This is a genomic window from Oceanobacillus sp. FSL W7-1281 (genome assembly GCF_037969835.1).
GTDB classification, from domain to species: domain Bacteria; phylum Bacillota; class Bacilli; order Bacillales; family Amphibacillaceae; genus Oceanobacillus; species Oceanobacillus oncorhynchi.
In genome coordinates this window covers 1,836,152-1,857,842 of sequence record NZ_CP150214.1, presented here as the reverse complement: position 1 = coordinate 1,857,842, position 21,691 = coordinate 1,836,152, and the positions used below count along the sequence as shown (strand labels likewise).

General features: G+C 37.3%; 23 protein-coding genes and 2 pseudogenes. 3 read left to right on the top strand and 22 right to left on the bottom strand.

Annotated features, from left to right (window positions below; translation table 11 throughout):
* Positions 1-8: 8 nt before the first annotated feature.
* From MKX55_RS09305 to MKX55_RS09295, 3 genes are all read right to left on the bottom strand, one after another.
* Positions 9-314 carry a hypothetical protein gene (locus MKX55_RS09305; RefSeq protein ID WP_339237755.1) on the bottom strand — a complete coding sequence of 102 codons (306 nt, stop codon included), beginning with the start codon at positions 312-314 and terminating at the stop codon, positions 9-11.
* Positions 315-714: 400 nt separating this feature from the next.
* Positions 715-1,032 carry a GNAT family N-acetyltransferase gene (locus MKX55_RS09300; RefSeq protein WP_339184259.1) on the bottom strand — a complete coding sequence of 106 codons (318 nt, stop codon included), beginning with the start codon at positions 1,030-1,032 and terminating at the stop codon, positions 715-717.
* A 332-nt stretch (positions 1,033-1,364) separates the two neighbouring features.
* Positions 1,365-1,961 (bottom strand): TetR/AcrR family transcriptional regulator, encoded by a 597-nt coding sequence (locus MKX55_RS09295; protein ID WP_339184257.1) that lies wholly within the window; start codon positions 1,959-1,961, stop codon positions 1,365-1,367.
* A gap of 93 nt (positions 1,962-2,054) precedes the next feature.
* Here MKX55_RS09295 and MKX55_RS09290 point away from each other — a divergent pair, with 93 nt between their 5' ends.
* On the top strand, positions 2,055-2,588 hold the full coding sequence (locus tag MKX55_RS09290) for a hypothetical protein (protein ID WP_339237753.1): 534 nt from the start codon (positions 2,055-2,057) through the stop codon (positions 2,586-2,588).
* 173 nt (positions 2,589-2,761) lie between these two features.
* Here the strand turns inward: MKX55_RS09290 and MKX55_RS09285 are convergent, their stop codons facing one another.
* The 6 genes from MKX55_RS09285 to MKX55_RS09260 all read right to left on the bottom strand — a co-directional run bounded on the left by MKX55_RS09285 (position 2,762) and on the right by MKX55_RS09260 (position 7,716).
* A complete protein-coding gene (locus MKX55_RS09285; protein WP_339184253.1) occupies positions 2,762-4,189 on the bottom strand; it encodes an aspartate ammonia-lyase in 1,428 nt (475 codons plus the stop codon).
* A 42-nt stretch (positions 4,190-4,231) separates the two neighbouring features.
* Positions 4,232-4,444 carry a hypothetical protein gene (locus tag MKX55_RS09280; RefSeq protein ID WP_339184251.1) on the bottom strand — a complete coding sequence of 71 codons (213 nt, stop codon included), beginning with the start codon at positions 4,442-4,444 and terminating at the stop codon, positions 4,232-4,234.
* A 381-nt stretch (positions 4,445-4,825) separates the two neighbouring features.
* On the bottom strand, positions 4,826-5,521 hold the full coding sequence (locus MKX55_RS09275) for a hypothetical protein (protein ID WP_339184249.1): 696 nt from the start codon (positions 5,519-5,521) through the stop codon (positions 4,826-4,828).
* Between the two features lie 358 nt (positions 5,522-5,879).
* The gene (locus MKX55_RS09270; protein WP_339184247.1) at positions 5,880-6,233 is read right to left on the bottom strand and encodes a hypothetical protein; all 354 of its coding nucleotides are present in this window, start codon (positions 6,231-6,233) and stop codon (positions 5,880-5,882) included.
* Between the two features lie 159 nt (positions 6,234-6,392).
* Positions 6,393-7,325: an alpha/beta hydrolase gene (locus MKX55_RS09265; protein ID WP_339237751.1), complete on the bottom strand. Its 933-nt coding sequence runs from the start codon at positions 7,323-7,325 to the stop codon at positions 6,393-6,395.
* 250 nt (positions 7,326-7,575) lie between these two features.
* The gene (locus tag MKX55_RS09260; RefSeq protein WP_289585226.1) at positions 7,576-7,716 is read right to left on the bottom strand and encodes an FbpB family small basic protein; all 141 of its coding nucleotides are present in this window, start codon (positions 7,714-7,716) and stop codon (positions 7,576-7,578) included.
* Positions 7,717-8,030: 314 nt separating this feature from the next.
* Between MKX55_RS09260 and MKX55_RS09255 the strand changes: the two genes are divergently transcribed.
* On the top strand, positions 8,031-8,243 hold the full coding sequence (locus MKX55_RS09255) for a helix-turn-helix transcriptional regulator (RefSeq protein WP_339185190.1): 213 nt from the start codon (positions 8,031-8,033) through the stop codon (positions 8,241-8,243).
* Positions 8,240-8,635 (top strand): hypothetical protein, encoded by a 396-nt coding sequence (locus MKX55_RS09250; protein WP_339237749.1) that lies wholly within the window; start codon positions 8,240-8,242, stop codon positions 8,633-8,635. Before MKX55_RS09255 ends, MKX55_RS09250 begins: the two co-directional genes overlap by 4 nt.
* 67 nt (positions 8,636-8,702) lie before the next feature.
* Here the strand turns inward: MKX55_RS09250 and MKX55_RS09245 are convergent, their stop codons facing one another.
* The 13 genes and pseudogenes from MKX55_RS09245 to MKX55_RS09185 all read right to left on the bottom strand — a co-directional run bounded on the left by MKX55_RS09245 (position 8,703) and on the right by MKX55_RS09185 (position 21,675).
* A complete protein-coding gene (locus MKX55_RS09245; RefSeq protein WP_339237747.1) occupies positions 8,703-9,497 on the bottom strand; it encodes an AAC(3) family N-acetyltransferase in 795 nt (264 codons plus the stop codon).
* 127 nt (positions 9,498-9,624) lie between these two features.
* Positions 9,625-10,008, bottom strand: coding sequence for a permease (locus tag MKX55_RS09240; protein WP_339237745.1), 384 nt, complete (start codon positions 10,006-10,008; stop codon positions 9,625-9,627).
* Positions 10,009-10,026: 18 nt separating this feature from the next.
* Positions 10,027-10,236: a helix-turn-helix transcriptional regulator gene (locus tag MKX55_RS09235; RefSeq protein WP_193064555.1), complete on the bottom strand. Its 210-nt coding sequence runs from the start codon at positions 10,234-10,236 to the stop codon at positions 10,027-10,029.
* Between the two features lie 598 nt (positions 10,237-10,834).
* Positions 10,835-11,575 (bottom strand): type I methionyl aminopeptidase, encoded by a 741-nt coding sequence (gene map / locus MKX55_RS09230; RefSeq protein ID WP_339237743.1) that lies wholly within the window; start codon positions 11,573-11,575, stop codon positions 10,835-10,837.
* 289 nt (positions 11,576-11,864) lie between these two features.
* The gene (locus tag MKX55_RS09225; RefSeq protein WP_339237741.1) at positions 11,865-12,872 is read right to left on the bottom strand and encodes a ketoacyl-ACP synthase III; all 1,008 of its coding nucleotides are present in this window, start codon (positions 12,870-12,872) and stop codon (positions 11,865-11,867) included.
* A 522-nt stretch (positions 12,873-13,394) separates the two neighbouring features.
* Entirely contained in the window at positions 13,395-13,682 is a 288-nt protein-coding gene (locus MKX55_RS09220) for a hypothetical protein (RefSeq protein WP_339184226.1), read from the bottom strand.
* Positions 13,683-14,096: 414 nt separating this feature from the next.
* Positions 14,097-14,566, bottom strand: a pseudogene (gene tnpA, locus MKX55_RS09215) (IS200/IS605 family transposase).
* A 253-nt stretch (positions 14,567-14,819) separates the two neighbouring features.
* Positions 14,820-15,893, bottom strand: coding sequence for an Rpn family recombination-promoting nuclease/putative transposase (locus MKX55_RS09210; RefSeq protein ID WP_339237739.1), 1,074 nt, complete (start codon positions 15,891-15,893; stop codon positions 14,820-14,822).
* A 468-nt stretch (positions 15,894-16,361) separates the two neighbouring features.
* The gene (locus tag MKX55_RS09205) at positions 16,362-17,807 is read right to left on the bottom strand and encodes an MDR family MFS transporter (protein WP_339237737.1); all 1,446 of its coding nucleotides are present in this window, start codon (positions 17,805-17,807) and stop codon (positions 16,362-16,364) included.
* A gap of 204 nt (positions 17,808-18,011) precedes the next feature.
* Positions 18,012-19,043, bottom strand: a complete 1,032-nt coding sequence (locus tag MKX55_RS09200; RefSeq protein ID WP_339237735.1) for a C45 family peptidase — start codon at positions 19,041-19,043, stop codon at positions 18,012-18,014.
* On the bottom strand, positions 19,040-19,798 hold the full coding sequence (locus MKX55_RS09195; protein WP_339238483.1) for a MerR family transcriptional regulator: 759 nt from the start codon (positions 19,796-19,798) through the stop codon (positions 19,040-19,042). The genes MKX55_RS09200 and MKX55_RS09195 overlap by 4 nt, the downstream gene beginning before the upstream one ends.
* 265 nt (positions 19,799-20,063) lie before the next feature.
* Positions 20,064-20,684 (bottom strand): annotated as a pseudogene (locus MKX55_RS09190) (HAD family hydrolase).
* Positions 20,685-20,727: 43 nt separating this feature from the next.
* Complete coding sequence (locus tag MKX55_RS09185; RefSeq protein WP_339237733.1) at positions 20,728-21,675, bottom strand: LacI family DNA-binding transcriptional regulator; 948 nt, start codon at positions 21,673-21,675, stop codon at positions 20,728-20,730.
* Positions 21,676-21,691: the final 16 nt, after the last annotated feature.

Sequence of the window (21,691 nt, the reverse complement as noted above, 5' to 3'; positions counted from 1 at the left end):
TACTCCTTTTAATGTCCCATTCGGTCTAATCCGATTGCAATAATAATCAAAATCACATCAATAAAAGCTAATACCCCAGAGATTTTTTCAACGATAGCTCCAAACCATAGGATGAAAATAGATGTTAAAATAGCGATAACACCTAAAATAATTATGAGAATACCAATCCTATTTGCCAGTCTTTCTTTATTAATCGGCTCCCATGTTTCCTTAAAACCTGCAAGATAGGAAAATTCCACTTTTGTTCGAACAAAATATCCAGCTCCAACCAAAGATATACCGATAATTAGACCGATTGCCATGTTAATTATCATTTCTTTTGCCCCCTTTATACAATAGTTATTACGAATTTAATATGTAAAAGGTTTCAATCATTCCATAAAAAGAACCTTTTATGGGATAAATAACTAATATTGAAACAATCATCTGCTAAAGCAGGTGGAGTTGAACCACGCATTTGGAAATTAAAGCGTTTGTTTCTTATTTGTTGTGTTGTTTAGATTGGCGCTTGTTGTGCAAACTTATTTGCTATGTGAAATCGGTTCAAAACACAAAAGCTTCAAAGTAAAACATTGCATTTAGCATAATGCTAAGAGCAATGTTTTACTTTATGATTTAGGAGGGATTATAACAACATCTCCATCTCCGAACCCTTATCAACAAATCCCATTTTCTTACAAAAATGATATCCCTCCTCAGAAGCATGTAACCATATCATATGCGCCCCACATCTACATTTTCGCAATGAGAAATACATTCTTCTAATAATGTACGAGCTATGCCAAGACTTCTATAGTTAGGTTTGGTATACATATTCATTACGTATGCTTCTATCCCGCTTATGTTCTCGCCTTGGGGTGGCCTGTCAAAAAATACTAATCCGCTTATAGCGACAATCTTTCCTTTATCTTCTGCTAACCAAGCGGTGAACTTACCATTAGATAGCTTTTCCCTAAAATAAACCTGATTTGCGTTAAATACGTTAGACTTATTTTCTTCATTTACGTCACCAGCTGCTGTCAGAAGTTCCATTCTTAATTCCGTAATCGCTATCAGTATCCGTTAATGAGGCTTTTCTGATAGACCAATTCATTTATTTCCCCCTTCATTATTTATTAGATCATCTCTAAAAAACGTTGAGTTAATAATATTGGGTGAAAATCACGGCTAATTTAAAATGGATGTTGTCTATTTCGTCAATTCGCGGCCGTTTAGGAGTCTCAAATAGTTTTCTTTTCTATTTTTATTCAGATTGATTTAAATAATTGGGGGAGGTCGCTAGCAATATTTAAATAGATGTTCAGCGTTCTTTAATTTAATCAACTTACAATTCATTCATACTCAAGAATTATAAGGTTTTTAAATTACTTTAAAAGAGAATGAAGGTGATACTTTAAAGTCTCCATCATTTCTTCATGTGTAAACTGCTCTGGATTTAATAAATGATGCATTGCCATTCCATCAACAATTGCATGAAGCCTGTTAACCTCCATCTCTAGGTCAAGTCCATTTTTTGCTATATCTAATAATTGTAATGCGTGAACGACATTTTTAAATCCTTCATGCATGTCACTATAGACTTTATCACTTAGCTCACGAAGTGTTTTATCGACTAGAACTTTTGCGGAAAAAGCTAACCACACCTCCATTTCTATTTTTCGTTCTTCATCGATAGGCAGTACTTCACTTACACCCTCTGTCACAAGCTCTAACGGGTCCCTGTCTTTTGAAAATTTCCTTGCTTTCGCTCTTTGAATAACCCGATCGGATACAAGTTCCATAGAAAAGTGCAGCAATTCCGACTGCGTTGCGAAATAATGTCTGACAGCACCAACTGATAAACCTGAAGCTTGTGCTATTTTTCTGACGGTTGCTTGTTCAATCCCCTCTTCTACAATAACTTTCCATGTCGTTTCTGCAATTTGAATTTTACGTTTTTGATGATCTACTTTTTTTGGCATGTTTTTATTTTAGCACACTTGTATTGAATAAACAATCATGCTACTATTAATTTAATACAGTTGTACTAAATTAATAAAAAGGATGTGTTCCATTTGATTGGCTGGTTAATTATAGCTTGTGAAATTGGATTTTGGGTGTTTGTTTTAGCTGGATTATGTTCCAGATATGTATGGAAAAAGAAGAAACTAGGTACCTTTCTGTTGATTTGTACGCCCATTGTAGATCTCATATTGCTTATTGTAACGGTCATTGATTTAAAAAATGGCGCTGTTGCTACTACGATACATGGAATAGCTGCGGTTTATATTGGTGTAAGTATTGCTTTTGGCCATCGGATGATTCAATGGGCAGATGGACATTTTAATTATCGATTTGGAAACGGGGATAAGCCGGTAAAAATAAAGTACGGAAAAGCGCATGCCAGAAAAGAACGTGAAGGATGGTACCGGCATTTGCTCTCCTTGTTCATCGGCGGCGGGATATTAGTAAGCATCACTCTTTATATTAACAATGATGCTCAGACGGAATCATTAATGCGTATTATGCTGCTCTGGTCTCTCATTGTGATCATTGATTTTGTAATAAGTTTCAGCTACACACTTTTCCCTAAAAAACAAAAAGTATAGTGTGAAATTGGGGAAATTGGCTTTTCGATTAGAAGGATAGGTCTTCACAGTGAACTACTCTCACCGGTATGACCCTAACTAGTTATTTAGTGAGGAGCGCTTCTTTTGGGAGGAAGTGATAATCAAAAGGTAACTGCGTTCTTTAAGCAAGAAATCAGTTACCTTTTTGATATTCATTTTTTCATCAGAAACTCATTCCCGGCAATGCCTGGTGTCGTCATTTCTTTTGGATCCAGAATCGTATCCAATTCCTCCTCTGAAAGTAGGTCGTGCGCCTTGCAGATTTCTTTGATAGTCAGCCCTGTTTCAATTGCCTGCTTAACTACCTTGGCGGCTGTTTCATATCCTAAATGTGGATTCAATGCGGTGATAATGCCATAACTTTCTTCCACATACTCACGGCACCTCTCTACATTTGCTTCTATACCACTTACTGCATAGCTTGTAAATACATCTAAGCCATTATCCATTATTTTAAGAGACTGCAGCAAATTAAAAATAATAACAGGCCCCATCACGTTTAATTCAAATTGCCCGGCTTCAGATGCCATACAAATCGACTGGTCATTTCCTGCAACTTGAAAAGCAACCTGGTTGACCACTTCAATCATGACCGGATTTACTTTTCCAGGCATAATGGAAGAACCCGGCTGCTTTGCAGGAAGAATGATTTCCTGAAAACCTGTCATTGGTCCGGATACCATCAAACGCAAATCATTACAAATTTTGGACATATTCATTGCCAACACTTTTAACGCCGCTGAAAGTGCCGTATAAGCATCTGTATTTTGTGTGCCATCCACTAAATTTTTCGCTGAATGGAGCTTTACACCAAGCTGTTTAGATAGTTGTGTTACCGCCTTTTCCATGTACTCAGGTTTGGCATTAAGTCCTGTCCCAACAGCTGTTGCCCCAATATTGACCGTCAGCATTGCCTCCGCTGCCTGCGTAATTCTATTAATATCCCTGCCAACTACTTCCGAATAAGCGCTGAATTCCTGCCCTAACAGGATCGGTACAGCATCCTGAAGGTGGGTTCGACCCATTTTTAGCACATTCTGAAATTCTGCTTCTTTCTTCACCAGTTCTTTTTCCAATCGCTTCAAGGTCGTGATCAATTCCTGAGCCATGCGATAGGAAGCTATTTTTAATGCCGTTGGTATCGTATCATTCGTGGACTGGGACATGTTGACATGGGTATTAGGCGAACAGAAATTATAATCGCCTTTTTCTTTCCCCAATATTTCCAAAGCACGGTTGGCCAACACCTCATTCATGTTCATATTAATGGAGGTACCTGCTCCTCCCTGAATGGAATCCACAACGAACTGATCCAATAGTTTTCCTTCCATCACTTCTTCGGCAGCGCTTACAATTGCTCCCCCAATAGATTCTGGCAGCATTCCAGTATGCATATTGGCCAGTGCCGCTGCCTTTTTCACCTCGGCAAGCGCGAGAATCAGCTCTTTATGAACTGGGATTTCCGTGATGGGAAAGTTCTCAAGAGCACGTACCGTTTGAACGCCATAATAAGCATCCTGAGAAATCGTTTTTTGACCTAAAGAGTCTTTTTCAATTCTAAATCCTGTTTTATTCATCATATACACTTCCTGTACAAATACTAATCTATCACGTTCATTATACTACCAAAAGGGAATAATTCCTACCCAATCTCTATGTTTCTGTTCGTCCCCTGCTTCTCTAATAATATTTGTATCATTTGCTGCTTTAGCTATAATTGTTAATAGTTCTTCCTGATCTGAAAAAGAAAGCGTGTTTGGAACAGCAAAGGGATAGACTATTTTATTTTCTAAAGTGAGAAATGAAATAATCTCTTTATTTTTTGTTTCCGTCAATTATCTGTGGCCTTTCATATAACAATTAAAATAGTATCAAAAAATCTGTGAGCTTTTTAAAAGTGATATTAAATTTGTGATTAAAAGATAAATCGTTATAGGCAATTTCCCGTAACAGTTTATCTTTTTCTTGTTGTCCGAAATGTGAACGTTTTCATTATTATAAACTAGTGTTTTAACACGCAACTCTACTACTCTATCACGATAGTTCATCCGAATAATTACATTAAATATAATGGCAACAACCCAATGGATAGCTGCTCATCCATTGGATATATGTGCGTACTCTAATTACTCCTTCGCCTTACCTCATATATCTATGAAAAATTTGGAATGTTAACGCAACGCCATAATACCATTACTTCTAATAATTACAATCGCCTATTCCATAATCAGATACGCATCAATTACTTTTTTGACATCTTCCGGATTACCTGTTTCCACCTCTACTAGTTCTACTTCTTCCAAAATTTTTTGATATGTGTTCTGCAATGCTTCCTCGCCTGCATTATTTCCCCATCGTGGAGGAATATTATATACATTAATCGTTCCATCCCCATTACTGCTGTAAGTTATAACACCAGGCTGTCTGCCACCATCTAATACAGTAACATCCTCAGGATATACAGCACTTTCCTCATCAACTTCATTCAATGGTTCACCTGCAGAAATATGCCGTACATATAAATTTTCATTTGAAGGTTCTTCCAATTCACTCAGCTGCAGCCATATACGGGCATATTCTATTTCTTCTGCGGAATAACCATCCAATATGCTGTCTGTTTCATTATCAGATGCTTCTCCTTCCATATTTCCAGAAGGTTCACTATCCTCATTTTCTGATCCATCTTCTTCTGTATTTGCAGAATTATTACCATCCCCATTTTCTTCTTCGTTACGATTATCATTTTGCTCTGCCCCATCTGATTCCCTATCTTCCCCGTCATTTTCTAAAGCAGCATCATTATCTGGCGTTTCTTCTGCTGATTCATCATTTGAATCGTTTGTACATGCTGTAAGTAACAAAAGGAATAGTAACATAGAAACCATACTGTAAAAATATTTATTTCTCATCACCTGAATCTTCCTCCCTTATTTCTAACCATATAATTCCTCTTTTTTAGATGACTTAAACTATTTGTTTATTTCATTTCTCATCTTTATATGTTATTCTTGCTGCGCTTAGGAGGATTATTATAAGTTTAATGAGCAGGATTTTTGCAGCTGTCTTTTCACCGCTTTTATTGTTCTTATTACATAGTAAAACAGGTTAATTTATTGCATAAAAAAAGAGGATCTCCCCGCTTACACAGCAAGAACCTCCATTCCCAATTAGCAGTTAACTCTTTGTTAATCTGTAACAACTTATTGTAGTATAATATCCGGTTTTATTTCCCGCTCCTTTAAACTTTTGTTTATAAGAAGCTCCTTTTCTCTAATCTAAGTACATTAAATTTAAACGGTATTCTCCAATAAAAAAGGATGTAGGAAATCGAAATTTCTCTATACCCATATGATATTTTGTGTTGGTATTAATATTTTCCCAAACATCTTCCGTGAAATTATGATTCTCTTCATTATAAATAAGTTGTGTTTTGTCATTAATTTCAATTAGTTGTTCCTTTCCTTCATCTATTAATTCAACTTTCAACTCAAATTTATCATCTGATTTTTGTTTATCAACTACTTCAAAGCTTCCAAAAGAAGAAGTAGTATATAAAATGTAATTTGTAAGAACATAATAGGCAATGATAAGACCTAAAATTATGAAAATACTTCTTTTTTTCATCAAATCTTCCTTCCCAGAAAAATATATCATTTTTTATTATAGAATGAAATAACTAATTTAATTTATGGAAGCTGTGTACCGTCTATTAATCTGATTACAACTGGATATGTTTCACTTTGATAAAAATGTCTATGTGTATAGGTGCTATAACTCCATGTTCTATTTTTCATCAGAAATTAAACCAATAAATGCATGAACTTCTTCGCTTATTTCCTTATAACGCGTCCAATGCAGATAATGATGCCCCTCCAAGGTAACAATTTTACTGGCAGAGGAATCTGTTACCTGTGTTTCAAAAAAAGTCAGCATATTTTTACCATCCGTGGTTTCCTGATCTTCTTTTGGAGTAAAGAGTAAAACAGGCATATCCGCCGGAAATGTCATCTCTGCCGTTTTCTCAATATTATTGGCTATTTTATTGGCTTCGGCAACAACATTTTTGTTATTCATTTTCCAAGCGGAGATAGCTTTGGTCATTTTTAAATTATCTTCAGAATATGTACCGTCAGCAGCAAGCGGCAGGAAGTCTTCAGAGCTAATATATGTTGCTAACCTTGCCAATCCGGAAGGTGCTAAATAGCTCATATATCCAGGCATTGCTGGGGCAGCTTCATCAAAGTACGCTAACGCCTCTGGTAAAGTCGGGTCGATGCCTATGACAGCTTTGACCTCTTCTGGATACACATTAGCAAAATACATGCCGTATATTCCTGAAACGGAATGGGGCATCAATATATATGGACCATGGATATCCGATTGCTTTAGAGCGATTCTTAATTCTTCAACAATATTTTCCACTGTTCGTTCTTTTTCGGTTAATTCACTCCAGCCATAACCAAATCCCTCGACCACAACTACTTTATTTTCCTTTGCTAGTTCATTTAATAACGGTTCAAAATCTAGGGCTGGAGCGGCGGTTCCTAGTCCACTCATTAAAACAATCGTATTATCGCCTTCCCCTTTTATATAAATATGCATATCCTTCCCATCCACTTCAACAAATTCTCCGATTGGCGGGTACGTTTTTTGCTCAAATGCAGTCATGATATTATTAAAAAGAAACCACATGACAAACGCAGCAACACTAATCAATAATATATTCCTTAAAACCCTCCAAAGTCTAACTTTCCTTTTCGTTTTCATCATTATTTCCTTTGGCCTTCTTTCTTTTTAATTCTATCTTACCGTGCCAACGAACGTTTAAGAATGAACCTGAGGAATATTTATGGATAGGCCTTGAGGCTTATCGGATATCGCTGCCTAGTTACTGCAAATATATTTCTATGTAATCTTTTTTTAGGCACTAAAAAACCACTATAGTAAGGGGCTCTTACTATAGTGGTCAGCTTTTTTTATAACCTGAAAAAGCTTCTTGTTTCTTCTCTAACTTCTCTTCAATTTGGGAAATTCTTTTTTCATCGTTTAATAATTCTTGTCTGTTTAAATCGACAAGCTGTTCAAAATTTAATGTTTTTGGTCTCAATTTATACCCTCCTCTCTTTCTATACCTTTATTATAACTTATAATCGTTTGTATAAATCAAAATTGTTTGAACATTTATTGAATTTTTTATACTTTTTATAGGAAGGATTGATAGATTATATTGTGATTTTTTATTCATTAAAAAAAGGCAGGGTATTGGTGATACCATAGATGCAAAAGCCTCACACAGCCAACATAACAACTAAAAAAATTATATTATTTACATTTTATATCTCTGGCCTTCAATACGAGGCTTTCGTAATATACTTCTATTTATGTAAAGGTATATTTACATTTTATAAAGATGGCGAGCGAATGCCTGTACAAAACAACATCAAAGAAATAAGAAAACAAAGAGGCATTAAGCAATTGCAATTAGCTGAGGATTTACAAGTATCGCGGCAAACGATGACGGCAATTGAAAAAAATAAATACAATCCAAGCTTAGAACTCGCTCTAAAAATTGTTAAGTACTTTGAACTTCCGATTGAAGAAATTTTCATTTTAAAGGAGGACGACAAATCATGAAGAAGCATTTACAACCTTGGGTTTGGACGATCGTTGGGAGTATTGGTTTTATTGCTTCGCTGCTCGTGAAGACCATTATCTATTTATTTACTAGTGAATTTGATTTCTCCGGGCTTCTCGGATTGCTTACCGGATTATTTATTATAATCATCAATATAATCATTGTTAAAACGAAAAAAGATAAAACGCCTTCGATAGATGAAAGAACCCTGAATAACATTAAAAAATTCTATGCGTTTTCCCCGCATATTTATTTAGGAATCATCATTATAGGACTTATTATTTTATCTATAATGGGAATGGAAGTGATTTCAATCACTTATCTGTGGGCAGCAGTTATGTTGTATTTGGTATTAAGTGGAATTGGGTCACTCGTAATCCATTTAAAATAAGTGAAAGCTTTTCCAAAAAACAAAAACAGGATAACATTTTATCATTCTTTCATGTTATCCTGTTTCCTTATTTTATATTTTCTCCTGTAAAATCAACTAAATCAGGCTGATAAATCAGCTTTGAGCGCGCTTCTCCAACATAGCCTTCCAAAATGGCAAATTCCTTTTCAAACTTTTCTCCGATTGCGGGGAACTTTTCCTCATCGTAATCAAGCTCTTTATATTCTTTCCATACCCTCTGATCGTTCTCTAAAACCGGACTCATTTTATGAACTTCTTTTATTCCTGCAGCTTTATGCTCTCCGTAATGCATGGAGGTGTTGGTTCCATAATCCGTTCCAAGCATCAACACATAGCCTTTGTTACGATATATATCAGCAAGCGGAGAGTTATCTCCCAGTCCATTATCTAATGAGTGATCACTTGCGATTGCATCCCTGTTCTTTCCCCATACAGAAAAAGAGTGTACAGGATGATAACTGCGTTTGACTTCAGGATATGTTCGGAATTCCTCTGGTATAGTCCCCATTCCAAAGGTCGGTGTTACACCGGGATCAAACGGTGGTAATTCCTTCATTACTTCAGGAATCCATTCTTCTGGAATTGCCGGATTACTCCACTCTCTTGGATCCGATATGTCACCACTATGAGCTGGCATGATAATCGTCCCTTTTGAAGTTACCACGTCCTGTAAAGCATGAATAATAGCTACTGGGCCGCCACAGACCCATCCTAATGATCTCATGGAGGAATGGACGATTACCGTCATCCCTTCATATAAGCCCAGCTTTCTGAAGTCATTCGCAAGCGAGCTGCGCGTTTGCGGTGCATTGGATTGTTGGATTAATTCTTCCTGACTCATAATGAAAAACTCCTTTGTATATGAGAGAAATCACAATAATAGACTGACATGATTTCATATGATTCCATTCTGTCTGATATTTTTCTGTCCATATGTATTATCGTTTATTTCATCAAACTAGAAAATATTAATACTTTTTCGCAGCGATGACCATGCAAATAAAGACCGTACAAATGGTTAATGCTGTCAGAATATAGAGCACGTCTAATACAGATAGTGTTAAGAGATTAAACTGCAGAATAATCATTAGGATCATAAAATAAGCTAATAAGGCGAAATAAGCGTACTCCAGCCCCTTTTGCCTAATTAACTTCATTCGTTCATCTTTTTGTTTGATTTGCGGATAAAGATAACTCATGCAAAAAGCCATAATACCTAATGATGGCATGATATAGGTGGAAGTTGGCGGAAATGCATTTGCCATCACCGCTGCAAATACAATAAAACCAAACATACCTGCCTGAAAAAAACCTAAAACTAAAAATAGTCCTCGGCTTGCATCTTTATTCACGGTATCCCTCCTGCTCATTTATTTCTTATAATCTTCTTCCTCTAAAATAAAAACATTCTCTACATTGGTTTGAAAAAGCTCGGCTATAATCATGGCTAAAGGAAGTGATGGATTGTATTTTCCTTTTTCAATTGAAATAACGGTTTGTCTTGAAACACCAAGTAGCTCAGCAAGTTTTTCCTGAGAATAATCAAATTTTCGTCTGAATTCCACCATATTATTTTTCAATCGATTTCAGCCCCTTCATGATTAATGGTAAAGTAAAGTTTGCTTGACGTCAAGTGACCTTTACTTTAATTATTTAATATTCCGTTTGAATATTGCAGTGTAACTGGCTGTAAAATATTTATAAAATCATAACTAACAGCCGCTGTATTTCGTACGCTTTTTGTAGATTGGAAATTTTGATACAATGACCCCAGGAAGCAGGGTTCGACATTTCAACAATCGAATGACCTTACAAAGGAAAGAGTGGGATTTTATTGGCAGGCTTATTAGAAAACATATCCCAATTATCTGGAGCAATCCTCCTGATATGCGCTGTTTATTATTATTTTCATTTTAAAAAAATCAAAAAGGAGAGAAAATTAACAGCCTTGGAACGAATCGTTTATGTCCTGACTCAAATTGCGATTTTCCTATGGATGGGCAGTAATTTACTTCTGTTTCTGGATCGAATTTATTAAAGGGCGGTAATGGCCTGTAATATGCCATACCGCCCTTTAATGGAATGATAATCTCTTGTTATTAAATAACGATGGAGATAACTAACCTCAATAACAAAATGGCTATTTAAACAATCTGGTTTAAAACATTAAAAACGTACTTACAATGTAGTAATAATCGGGCCTTCCTTCGTCAGAATAATCGTATGCTCATATTGCGCTACAAAGCTCTCATCCGTCAGGAAAGTCCACCCGTCATCCGATTGGTAAACTTCCTCTTCCAGTGTAGAGATAAACGGTTCAAAAGCAATAACCATACCGTCTTTTAAAATTTCATCATCCCAGCGGGAGTAGTAATTGAAAATATGGTCCGGCGCTTCATGAATAGATCGGCCAACACCATGCCCCGTAAGGTTTGTTATAACAGTTAAATCATTTTGCTTGGCTGCATTGTGCACCGCTTTTCCAAGACCACTTTTTTTCGCACCCGGCTTTGCCTTCTTCAGACCAGCATCAAATGCTTCTTTAGCAACGTCACATATTTTCTGCAGGATTTCCTCTCCCTTTCCGACTACAAAGGAAATTCCAGTATCGGCAAAATAACCGTTTTTTGAACCTGACACATCAATATTAACAAGGTCGCCTTCCTGAATAATCCGTTTTCCCGGAATACCGTGGGCTACTTCTTCATTTACGCTGATGCATGTATATCCAGGGAAATCATATTCTCCTTTTGGTGCAGATTGTGCTCCTTCTTTTTCAAACATCTCGCCTGCTATTTCATCCAGCTCTTTCGTTGTGATTCCAGGTTTTGTACATCGAACTAATTCATTTCGAATGGCTCCACAAATTTTACCGATCTCTTTTAGACCTTGAAAGTCTTCTTCTGTCTTTGCAATCATTGTGTATCCTCACTTTTTAAGTATTTTATAATTTATATTTCATTTTGATTTTATCATAAACAGTATGGATTTTTCTTCAACTAAAAATTCTTTGTAAAAAATAAACAATCAAAAGAGCTATCTTTTTTTATTCTTATAATGGCGTATCATACAGCCAGTTATATATAATAAATACTACTTTAACTATTTTTAGAATTTAACGGTTTGTATCGCCACGATTTTATAAAAAATAATAAGAGGACTTTCGTACATAAATGCATTACGAAAATCCTCTCCTATACATATTTAATTATAATGGTCTCGGCGTATTAACTTCCTCATCAAAATTTATTTTTAACAGCTGCCCTGCATGCACCAAGCCTGAACCGAAGCCGTACAGAAGCGCTTTATCTCCATTCTGCACTTTCCCATTCCGAATACCAAGGTCCAGCGCCAGTGGAATGGTTGCTGCTGAAGTGTTCCCAAATTTATCAAGGCTATAAAGTGTTTTTTCGATCGGGTGTCCTATTTTTTCACAAATCGGCTCAATCAATCTCAGGTTGGCACTATGCGGAATAAACCAATCTACCTCATCTAAGGTGGCTTCCGCTTTCTCTAAAAGCTGTTCAATGCTTTTCGGCACCTTCCTTACTACCCATTTGAAAACTTCTCTTCCGTTTTGGACAAGATATTTTGTGTCAATCAGCTCTACATCATTCACCTTGTTAGCTAAGCTGGTTTGATATACATGCTGAGCGCCACTTCCATCGCTGCCCAAATGGAAGCCGATAAAATCTTCTGCTCCCTCATCTTTTTCCACTAACACTGCACTGGCAGCATCACCGAATAAAATACAAGTGCTTCTATCCGTATAATCCGTTACTTTTGAAAGCGTTTCTGCACCAATCACAAGCACCTTCTTATGAAGGCCGGAACGAATTAAACTATTCGCCGTATGCAGCCCATAGACAAACCCCGCACATGCTGCACCTAAGTCAATTGCCCCTGCCTGCTTGATTTTCAGCCGGTTCTGTATAATGCTTGCAACAGACGGATATGGAAAATCCGGCGTGCTGGTTGCTACAATAATCATATCGACATCTTCCACTGTTTTATTATATCTTCGCATTAAATCTTCTACAGCAGCTACACATAAATCACTCGTAAATTCATCGGAACGCGCTATTCTGCGTTCGTGAATTCCAGTTCTTTGTACAATCCAATCATTTGTTGTCTCCACCATTTCTTCCAGATCGAAATTCGTTAATTTCTTCTCAGGTACATAGCTTCCAATCGCAGTCATTCTTGTTCCTATCATTTGTATCCCTCCAACATAATTAGAAGTTAGTGTTATTATCTGGTACTAATTATAGCATAAAAAAATTGGACAGTCCTCGTAAAAAATAGACTTCTTACTAATTATCATTCTGTATTGAAGCTTTGAAAATAAAATTTTAGCAGCTGAATCATTATAGCAATATTTGATATTCTTCCCCTAATTTCAACAAAAGAATGTCAGAATATGCGCTTTCCCGGGAAATATTCCAAGTCATGAAGGGAAATATTTTTTACCGGTTCAGAACATTAACTTACGTTTGTTTGATTTACATAGTGGATTATAGTTAAGTGTCATGCACTGCAGTTATCTCATTTTTCGTTTTAACAGTATTTCTAAATAACAAACAAGCCGCAGTTCTCTGACACACCAGATAAGGAAAAAACAGGATACATAACTCCACATAGGATTTGATTTTCTATTTACATACAGCAATAGGGAGAATATCCGCCCTCTTACAACTTCTTCAACGAAAGCTTTAACTTGTTAATCGATAACTTTTGATTAATCATCTTCCTTCTTATTTACGATCATTAGGTTAATATTTATATCTTGATTGATGACAGAGTTCATTACTCTAAAATACTTTGCAAATTGTGCATTACTCGTATAATCAACAAAATGTATTTCTTGTTCTGTATGTAAAGCTTTATAAATCTCCTCCACATATTTAATCATTTCCATAACCGTTTTATGGTCGGATACAATAGCTCCATAACACAAATAATTCTCATTTGGTTGATCCAGTTTGTTTGATTCATCGAAATAATTTAGTGTGCCATTCCTTCCCATCTCTTAAATTAATCTGTCTTGACGTTGCATATCATGCATTTTATATTAATATAAGGAGTACACTCCTTCCCCGCTATCATTTTGCAGGGCTTGGGTGTTTTTATTTATGAGAATAATCCATCATTCGGCTTTTTTATAATTGCTGAGCGTGTTAAGGAAAACAAAATTATTTATTACAAATATTGGTAAATCAGTTCCGATGATTCGTGCTCTTGTTATTTTGAACAATTTACATACAGAGGCCTGGCAAATTCCAGTTATGTTAAATTTTTCTGACCATTACGATAACCAAAACCATCAGTGTGAACTGGTGGTTTGCTCTGCGGCTGAAGGCCTATGTTACCGGCCTCGGCCTAAAAGGCCCACTGAATGGTTTCCCTTTTGCACCACACTCACTGATTCTAAAAGAATCTTTTATTTCTTCTTATTTTTCTCTCCAGTGAACGAATCAAATTCTTCAAATAATGTTAATTAATCACTCATGTTGTCCTATTTAAGCTGATTTTTAATATATTCTTGAATTTGATTTTTATTTCTGCCCACTGTATCTACAAAGTAGCCTCGACACCCAAGTTTACGATTACCATATCTGTACTTTAAATTAGCGTGGCGATCGAATATCATTAAACTACTTTTGCCCTTTAGGTAGCCCATGAACTGAGATACTCTTAGTTTTGGTGGAATACCTACTAACATATGAATGTGATCTTTACATGCATTTGCCTCGTGTATCTCATCCCCTTTCCTTTCACAAAACTCTCTTGCTATTTCTCCGATGCTTTTTTTATATTTTCCATAAATAATTTGTCTTCTATATTTTGGTGCAAAACGATGTGGAACTTACATCTCCATTGTGTATGTACTAAACTATTCTTGTCCTGCATTGGACATGCCTCCTTCTTTGATGAAATTTAGTGGTCGGGAAACCAACCTTATCTTATCATAAAGAGAGGCTTTTTTTGTCTCACGCTAGAAGCTCTATGGGCCCCCCGACATAGTCAGGGGTTTTCAAAGACCATAAAAAACTTGGTTACCATCAAGCCATTAGATGACAACCAAGTTTGAGTTCATTCAGAAAATATCCGTTTTTTTATCCGCAAAGAGTGCGGACAAAAATCAACTCATTTCTTTTCTATCTTAATTTTCATATGACTCCCGAAGCATTTTTACTTCCTTCAGGCTGAGGCTTGTTAATTGAGTGATTTCTTCATCCGAATAGTTTCTCTCTAACAGCTTGGTGGCAAAATCCCGTTCCGCTTCTACCCTGCCTTGCTTTATTCCCTGTTCTTTTCCTACTTCTACTCCTTCCTGTCTACCTTTTTCTATACCTTGTTCCATACCTTGTTTCATGCCTTTTTCCATGCCCTTTTTTGTTGCCTCTTCCTCGATTTCTCTAAACAGTCTTCCAAATGTCGGCGTATCTCTCAATTTTTCCATTCCCATGATTTTTCCTTCCTCCTTTTCGTTTTCTGCGATTGGTAATGATTCATACAGTTTTTCCTGTAATTCCGCTGGGACCTGCAGGATGTAATCGATAAAATACAATAGGGCTGAAAGATAGGTGTCACGGTGCGAATATTTTTCGAATGCCAGGCTGATAAGCTGCTGTTTAAATTGGAACCTTTTTTCATCATCCTTCTCTGTTCTGCCTGAGTTTTCACTAACATAGATTCCTGCAAGCACTGCTAAAGCGAATGGATTATTAGATTTTTTCAGTTTCTCCTTATCCTTTCCGTAAAATCGATAGACATTGTATAAGTAAGTTAATTCTGTTCCGTAGAAAGAATAACGAAACGTATCTTCATAATGCTGGTGACTTGCATCTGTCAGCAGGGCGATGGAATAAATCGGATGCTTATGTTTGTCATAGATTCGATAAAAGTACTTAAACATGCGTTCAGCAAAGTCTTGCTCTCCAATAGCCTGCACTTCAATATGGACGAAGACGTATTTTTCTTCACCGTTCTTCAGCGTCACTTTGGCTAACCTATCTGAATATTTCCTGCCTTTTCTTGAATTAATCACAAACTGAAAAAGTTCTATATTCGGGAAATCTGCTCCTTTTTCAAAATCAATTTCCGGGTACAAATCGGGTGCAAAAAATTCCATAAATTCTTGAAACAGTTCTTCAATCAAATTTTTCCAAAGCCCGTCATAATCCGTATCCTTTGCATCGTAATTGTTTGTATTTTCTTTTACGGTGGTTATCATTAGTTTATCACATCCCCAGGTAATATTAAATTTGCTTTTAATCATAGCGGCTATGAGTGGGGAATGCAAAAGAGTAAAATAGGATTTCCTGCGTGAAAAACAGCCGTATAAATGACGTTTTAACTTAGGTTTGTGCATTTTTCAATGACAATAGGAAGTTCATATTGCATTTTTCATGTTTTTTCAGGATATCAGAAAAATATTGGAGCCAATTGTATTTTACTAACACAAGGTTTAGTTCCATCCAGCTCCCCTCTATACAATAAGCTTAGTCGAAGCTCCTTTGCCTCCATCGTTTTTCCTATTCTTTCCTGCCGTGTAAATCGAAAAACAGCGCCAAGGCTTTCCTTGACGCTGCTCCTCTACCTATTTGTGATTCGTATAAATAAGCTGTTCCCTTCATAAAACCAGTAGAAACTGCAGCCAAATAGCTTTTTAGAAGTCTTATTTAGTACCGGTTTACTAGGTTTATCTGGATTGATGAGCAGTCTGGTGTTCTTCCTCATCTCGCTCTTTAGTACTTCCCTCTTCGCCAGATGCATTGCCATTCTTCATAAAGAAGCTGATCACAATCCCAATCAGAGAGAGTATGGTAATAACCATAAAGGCTACATTAACACCATGGATCATCGGATAAGTTATATCCGGATTATGCTCTGCAGACATTTCCGTTGTTGTCATTATCGTGATGACAATCGCTGTTCCAACAGAGGCTGACACCTGACGCATCGTATTCGTCATCGCCGTTCCATGTGGAATCAAATCTCTAGGAAGCTGATTTAAACCGGCAGTTGTCACAGGCATCATAACCATAGACAGACCGAACATCCGGATCGCATACAGAATCGCAATCATAAGCATCGATGTGGATGGTCCCAGATTGGTAAAGGCGAAAGTAGAGATGGTGATAATGATGAGCCCGGTTACCGCGAGCCACCTTGCACCGAAACGATCAAATATTTTACCCGTAATCGGCGACATTATCCCATTCACAAGCGCGCCGGGAAGAAGTGCCATTCCAGCTTCCGTCGCTGTAAAACCGCGCGCATTCTGCATATACAGCGGAACTAAGGTTTCCGTACCAATCAATCCCATAAACACAATCATGGGAATAATCGTTGATAAAGTAAAGATAGGATTTTTAAATACCCTAAACTCCAGCATAGGTGTCTCCATACGTAATTGCCTGATAACGAAGCATACTAGCGCTACCGTTCCGACAATCAGGGTAGTAATCGTAATGGGACTTGCCCAGCCATTGTTTCCTGCACTTGTAAATCCATATAAAAATCCGCCAAAACCGAAAGATGACAAGATAATCGATAACATATCCAATTTCGGATACGTTAATTCCGTAACATTTTTCATCACTTTAGCTGCAAATACAATAACGATAATTGCTATAGGCAGAATAAGAAGAAATACGGCGCGCCAGGAGTAATTCGTGATAATCCATCCGGACAATGCAGGACCAATCGCTGGAGCAAAGGAGATTACCAGCCCTACCAATCCCATCGCTACGCCGCGGTTCCTGACAGGAAAAAGTAGTAAAAACACAGTCTGCATCAGCGGCATGATTACGCCTGCACCGCTGGATTGAATGATCCTTCCTAAAAGCAGCATACCAAAGTTCGGAGCCATGGCAGAAAAAGCGGTTCCGACAGCAAACACGGTCATCGCAGTAATAAACAGCTGCCTAGCCGTGAAACGTGCCATTAAAAATGCCGTGACTGGTATCATAACGCCATTGACGAGCATGAAAACCGTCGTCAGCCATTGTCCGGTATTGGCACTTACATCCATTTCGTCCATGATTGGCGGAATAGCAGTAATCATCGTCGTCTGGTTTAAAATTGATATGAACCCACCTGTAAGAAGTACAATAATGATGGGTGTTTTATTAAATGATTGCACTTTCCTATGACACCCTCCTTCATATAACAAATTACAATAGTGACCATGTTACAGGAATGATTTCGTTTTGTCGACGATTGTGCTTTACATTTTCCCGTCATACCAAGGGTAAAGATTTGATACAGAGAACAACAAATTTAGCGCACTGTGGTTAAGAAAAGATATATTTAAAGGATGGCATGATTTCAATCTAAACCCGCCATATTAACAAAGGAAGCTCCCGCTTGCTATCTCCCCTGCAAGTATACAAGGCAGTTTTTCTTTTCCTTTCAGCCAATCATTGAACGAAAGGAAATAGGGATCACCGTTTCCGCCAATCCCCACCACTACACTCCGGTCTTTCGGGCAATAGACCACCGTATGAAGTGTTCCAAAGTATTCTTTATAATCCTTGAAAAATAATGGCGATTCTTCATCGTTAAATATATGATATGCAGAAATTGGAGTAACATTTTCCTTTTCCAAGGCTTCCAAATAATTTTTACGATGCAGCGACCCTTGAATGTATGCTCTATTTTTTTCATTTAGCTGCTTGGATTCAAAATGATTCGTACATATCAGCGATGTCCTTTTACAAACAACCTGTTGTGCTGGTGATACTTCCACAACAGCATTATTTCCTTCTCTATCCATGATGGAAAAGTTCACGCAATATTGATGGGGAACTTGTTTAATAAGTGAAATTGCTTCATTAATGTCAGCACATTGCTCCAAGACCAGCCGGCATATCGTCGTTGCTAAAAATCCTTTTTGACTGATTTTTTCATTTACTAAATGCAGCCCAATCACTAGTCCTTTTTCATTCATACCGTCCAGTCTGCCAATAATCTGCTGGCTGAAGCCGATGCTTGCATAGCCGTTATCCGGATTGAGCAGCACCAGTCGAGCATCATATAATGCCTCACTGAAATCATAATTTCTCACATACAAAGAGTCATTAGCCAGTGCGGTACAGCCCATGGAAGGCATTTGTATATTGTATCCTCCAAACAGCTGCATTGCTGTATCTACATGAATGTTCATTCCTGCAGCCAGCCCCTCTATCTCATTCAAAAGACTTGGCGAAACTTTCTCTATTTGTTTTCTTGCTTCCCGCATATCTCCAATCGGCTGTAATCCCGTTTGCTGTTTCCATTTTGCATTCGATTTCAGCGTAATGCCCTGTTTCCTTCCGATTTCATACATCTTCCCTTTTAGTTCCATGACTTCCACCTGCAGTTTTTTTCTATGCTTCATTGCTTCGCCCCTATATAACTGACAGGCATAATGATGTCGGCTGTTTCCATCTGGTCACCGCGATACCATTCCAGAATAGAACCAGCAGGAGTCCAGCTGTTTGTCACGCAATAATCCATTAAGCTGCGATAAGTTCTTTCAATTTTTGAAAAGTCTTCATTAAAAGGAAGACCGACACAGAAGCTGCCCCGCATTTTTTCTGAAAAAGCATCTGGAAAGAGTGCTGTATTTATTTCTCGGGATACACCGAAGCCAATCTCTGCTTTGACTTGATTTCTGTTTCCGGATATATACCGTAAATACATGTTGTTAATTGGAATATGGCGCTGTTTCATCTGTTCTCTTCTGAAAATAAACTCCCGGCTAAACTGTCCCGCAGCGGATTCTGCCTCAAACCAAATGACTTTCTCTCCCGCTTTTTCAAACATATAAATCTCTTCTTTCTCATTATCACTTTCTAAATAGCGAAGACTGACTTCCAGCTGTCTCTGATTTTCTTTTATGGTTTGAATCCATTTCTTCTTCATCTGCTTCCTGCTGTATTCGTTTGCTTCTAAATAAAGCTGAATATCACGGATAGGAACCTTGGCTGTCCGCAAGCTTGCAATCAGCTTGGCGAGAGGAATTTGATCTTCGGCATACATGCGGTAGTTACTGCCCTCCTCCCTTACTGATTTCAGAAGATGCTTTTCTTCATAAAAACGAAGGGTGCTTTTTGGTATTCCAGTCTGTATTGAAAAGACCTGTATCGTCATCAATATGTTTTCCTCCAATTCCCTTTCTTAACTATAAGCATAACCCTTTAAGTAACTTGAATGTCAAGGGGGATTGGAAAACTGCACATTGTATTCATTTGATTTGATGCGTTATTATATAGAAGGATTCAATCAACCAGCTTCCCGAAAAGCCAAAAGTAAAACCACTGAATGCAGCTGATTCAGTGGTTTTCTAAGATAGATTTCTTATTGGACTTTCGGGTTATGTAAGCTGACTCGTTCCCCATTTCAAATTATTTAACAGTTAAAATAACTTTAGAAAATCACCAGGCTGCTCTAGTACATAATCCGCTTCTTCAAATCCTTTTTGTGTTTTACTTCCCCACAGTGCAAGCGCAAACGCAACTCCTGCAGTTTTGGCACATTCCAAATCATAAATCGAATCCCCGATATAAACAGCTTTTTCTTTTTCTACAGCCAGCTGATTCAGACAAGCTAACAGCGGCTCAGGGTGCGGCTTATGTTTTTCTGTATGAGATGCTGTGATTACCTCGTTAAAATAATCATTTAAACCATATTGTTCAAACTCATTTATCATTTCTTCTCTCGTTTTCGAAGTAACGATTCCCAGCTTCACTTGTTTTGCCGCCAGTTGTTTTATAACCGATTCGATCTCCTCAAATACCTTGACTTCATCAAAAAATGAAAGGACATTCTTTGCTCATACCGATTGAATTCGTTCAGGATCTGATATTTGAAGTCTTTTTAAAGCTTCTATGCCAGGTATACCTAAAGCAAATGTTAACTCCTTTTCCTCATACTCAAGATTCAGCTCAGCTTTCAGGGTACTCCGCAACGATTTTAACATCGCTTTCTCTGTATCCAGTATTGTTCCATCCACATCAAAGATTGCAGTCGTAAACATACACGATCTCCTCCTAAAAATCTTTTGTCCGCATTAACGTATTTCAAACTGAATCTCTTTCGATAATACGATATGGGATTTCTATTTTTTCTTTCAGCTTATTTATCATTAAATGGCAAGCCTGTTCCCCAATTTTTGTCAGTTGATGATCTACTGTAGTTAATCCTAACCCAATCCCGACAGGCTGATTTTCTTGCCCAATAATTGCTAAGTCATCCGGGACATTCAACTTCTCCGCCTTTGCATGCAGGTATATTCCGCTGGCCACTTCATCTCCATTCGCATAAATTGCAGTCGGTCTTTCCGATAACTGCAAAAACTGATTCGCTGCTTTATATCCATCCTCTAAGCATTGACAGCTGGAAATATGATAGCCAGATGGAATATCACCAAAAACGTTGTGGTAAGCTTTTATGATGTTCTTTGTACTGTTACTTTCCATTCTGGCTGTAGTAAATGCAACCGCACGATGCCCTTTCTTTTTTAGCAATTGAAAAGCATCCTGATAAGAAGCATACCGTTCTGTGTAAGAACAGCCAATTTCATGATGCCGTACATATTCACAGGATACGATGGAACCATACGCGGTATAGGGAATAATTTTCTTCCAGTCATTCGCTCTGGAAGCAATAATGATACCGTCAAATAGCTTGCTTTTTAATTTCTCCAGGTACTCCAATTCTTTTTCTTTATCATATTTGGAAGGAAGCAGGGTTATTAAAAAATCATTTTTTACCGCTTTGTTAAGGACACCATTTACTAATTGATCAAATGCCGGATTGTTGTTATATGGAAGAATAACTCCAATTGTTTTTGTCTCCCCGCGAATTAAATCAATCGCATTTTTATTAGGTGTATATTTCATTTCCTCCATTACTTTTAAGACAGTCTCTCTCTTTTCAGGGGAGACATATTTATAATTGTTAAGAACTCTGGAAACTGTGGAGACAGAAACTCCTGCTAACTTTGCAATATCATTAATATTTGCCATAACCAAACTCCCATAT

Bases quoted from the DNA above. Each gene is read 5' to 3' on its own strand.
- MKX55_RS09295 (WP_339184257.1), bottom strand. From the start codon at position 1,961: ATGCCAAAAAAAGTAGATCATCAAAAACGTAAAATTCAAATTGCAGAA.
- MKX55_RS09200 (WP_339237735.1), bottom strand. From the start codon at position 19,043: ATGAAGCATAGAAAAAAACTGCAGGTGGAAGTCATGGAACTAAAAGGG.
- MKX55_RS09285 (WP_339184253.1), bottom strand. From the start codon at position 4,189: ATGATGAATAAAACAGGATTTAGAATTGAAAAAGACTCTTTAGGTCAA.
- MKX55_RS09225 (WP_339237741.1), bottom strand. From the start codon at position 12,872: ATGATAGGAACAAGAATGACTGCGATTGGAAGCTATGTACCTGAGAAG.
- MKX55_RS09250 (WP_339237749.1), top strand. From the start codon at position 8,240: ATGAAGAAGCATTTACAACCTTGGGTTTGGACGATCGTTGGGAGTATT.
- MKX55_RS09245 (WP_339237747.1), bottom strand. From the start codon at position 9,497: ATGAGTCAGGAAGAATTAATCCAACAATCCAATGCACCGCAAACGCGC.
- MKX55_RS09270 (WP_339184247.1), bottom strand. From the start codon at position 6,233: ATGAAAAAAAGAAGTATTTTCATAATTTTAGGTCTTATCATTGCCTAT.
- MKX55_RS09300 (WP_339184259.1), bottom strand. From the start codon at position 1,032: ATGGAACTTCTGACAGCAGCTGGTGACGTAAATGAAGAAAATAAGTCT.
- MKX55_RS09195 (WP_339238483.1), bottom strand. From the start codon at position 19,798: ATGACGATACAGGTCTTTTCAATACAGACTGGAATACCAAAAAGCACC.
- MKX55_RS09185 (WP_339237733.1), bottom strand. From the start codon at position 21,675: ATGGCAAATATTAATGATATTGCAAAGTTAGCAGGAGTTTCTGTCTCC.
- MKX55_RS09305 (WP_339237755.1), bottom strand. From the start codon at position 314: ATGATAATTAACATGGCAATCGGTCTAATTATCGGTATATCTTTGGTT.
- MKX55_RS09210 (WP_339237739.1), bottom strand. From the start codon at position 15,893: ATGATAACCACCGTAAAAGAAAATACAAACAATTACGATGCAAAGGAT.
- MKX55_RS09220 (WP_339184226.1), bottom strand. From the start codon at position 13,682: ATGGGAAGGAATGGCACACTAAATTATTTCGATGAATCAAACAAACTG.
- MKX55_RS09255 (WP_339185190.1), top strand. From the start codon at position 8,031: ATGCCTGTACAAAACAACATCAAAGAAATAAGAAAACAAAGAGGCATT.
- map (WP_339237743.1), bottom strand. From the start codon at position 11,575: ATGATTGCAAAGACAGAAGAAGACTTTCAAGGTCTAAAAGAGATCGGT.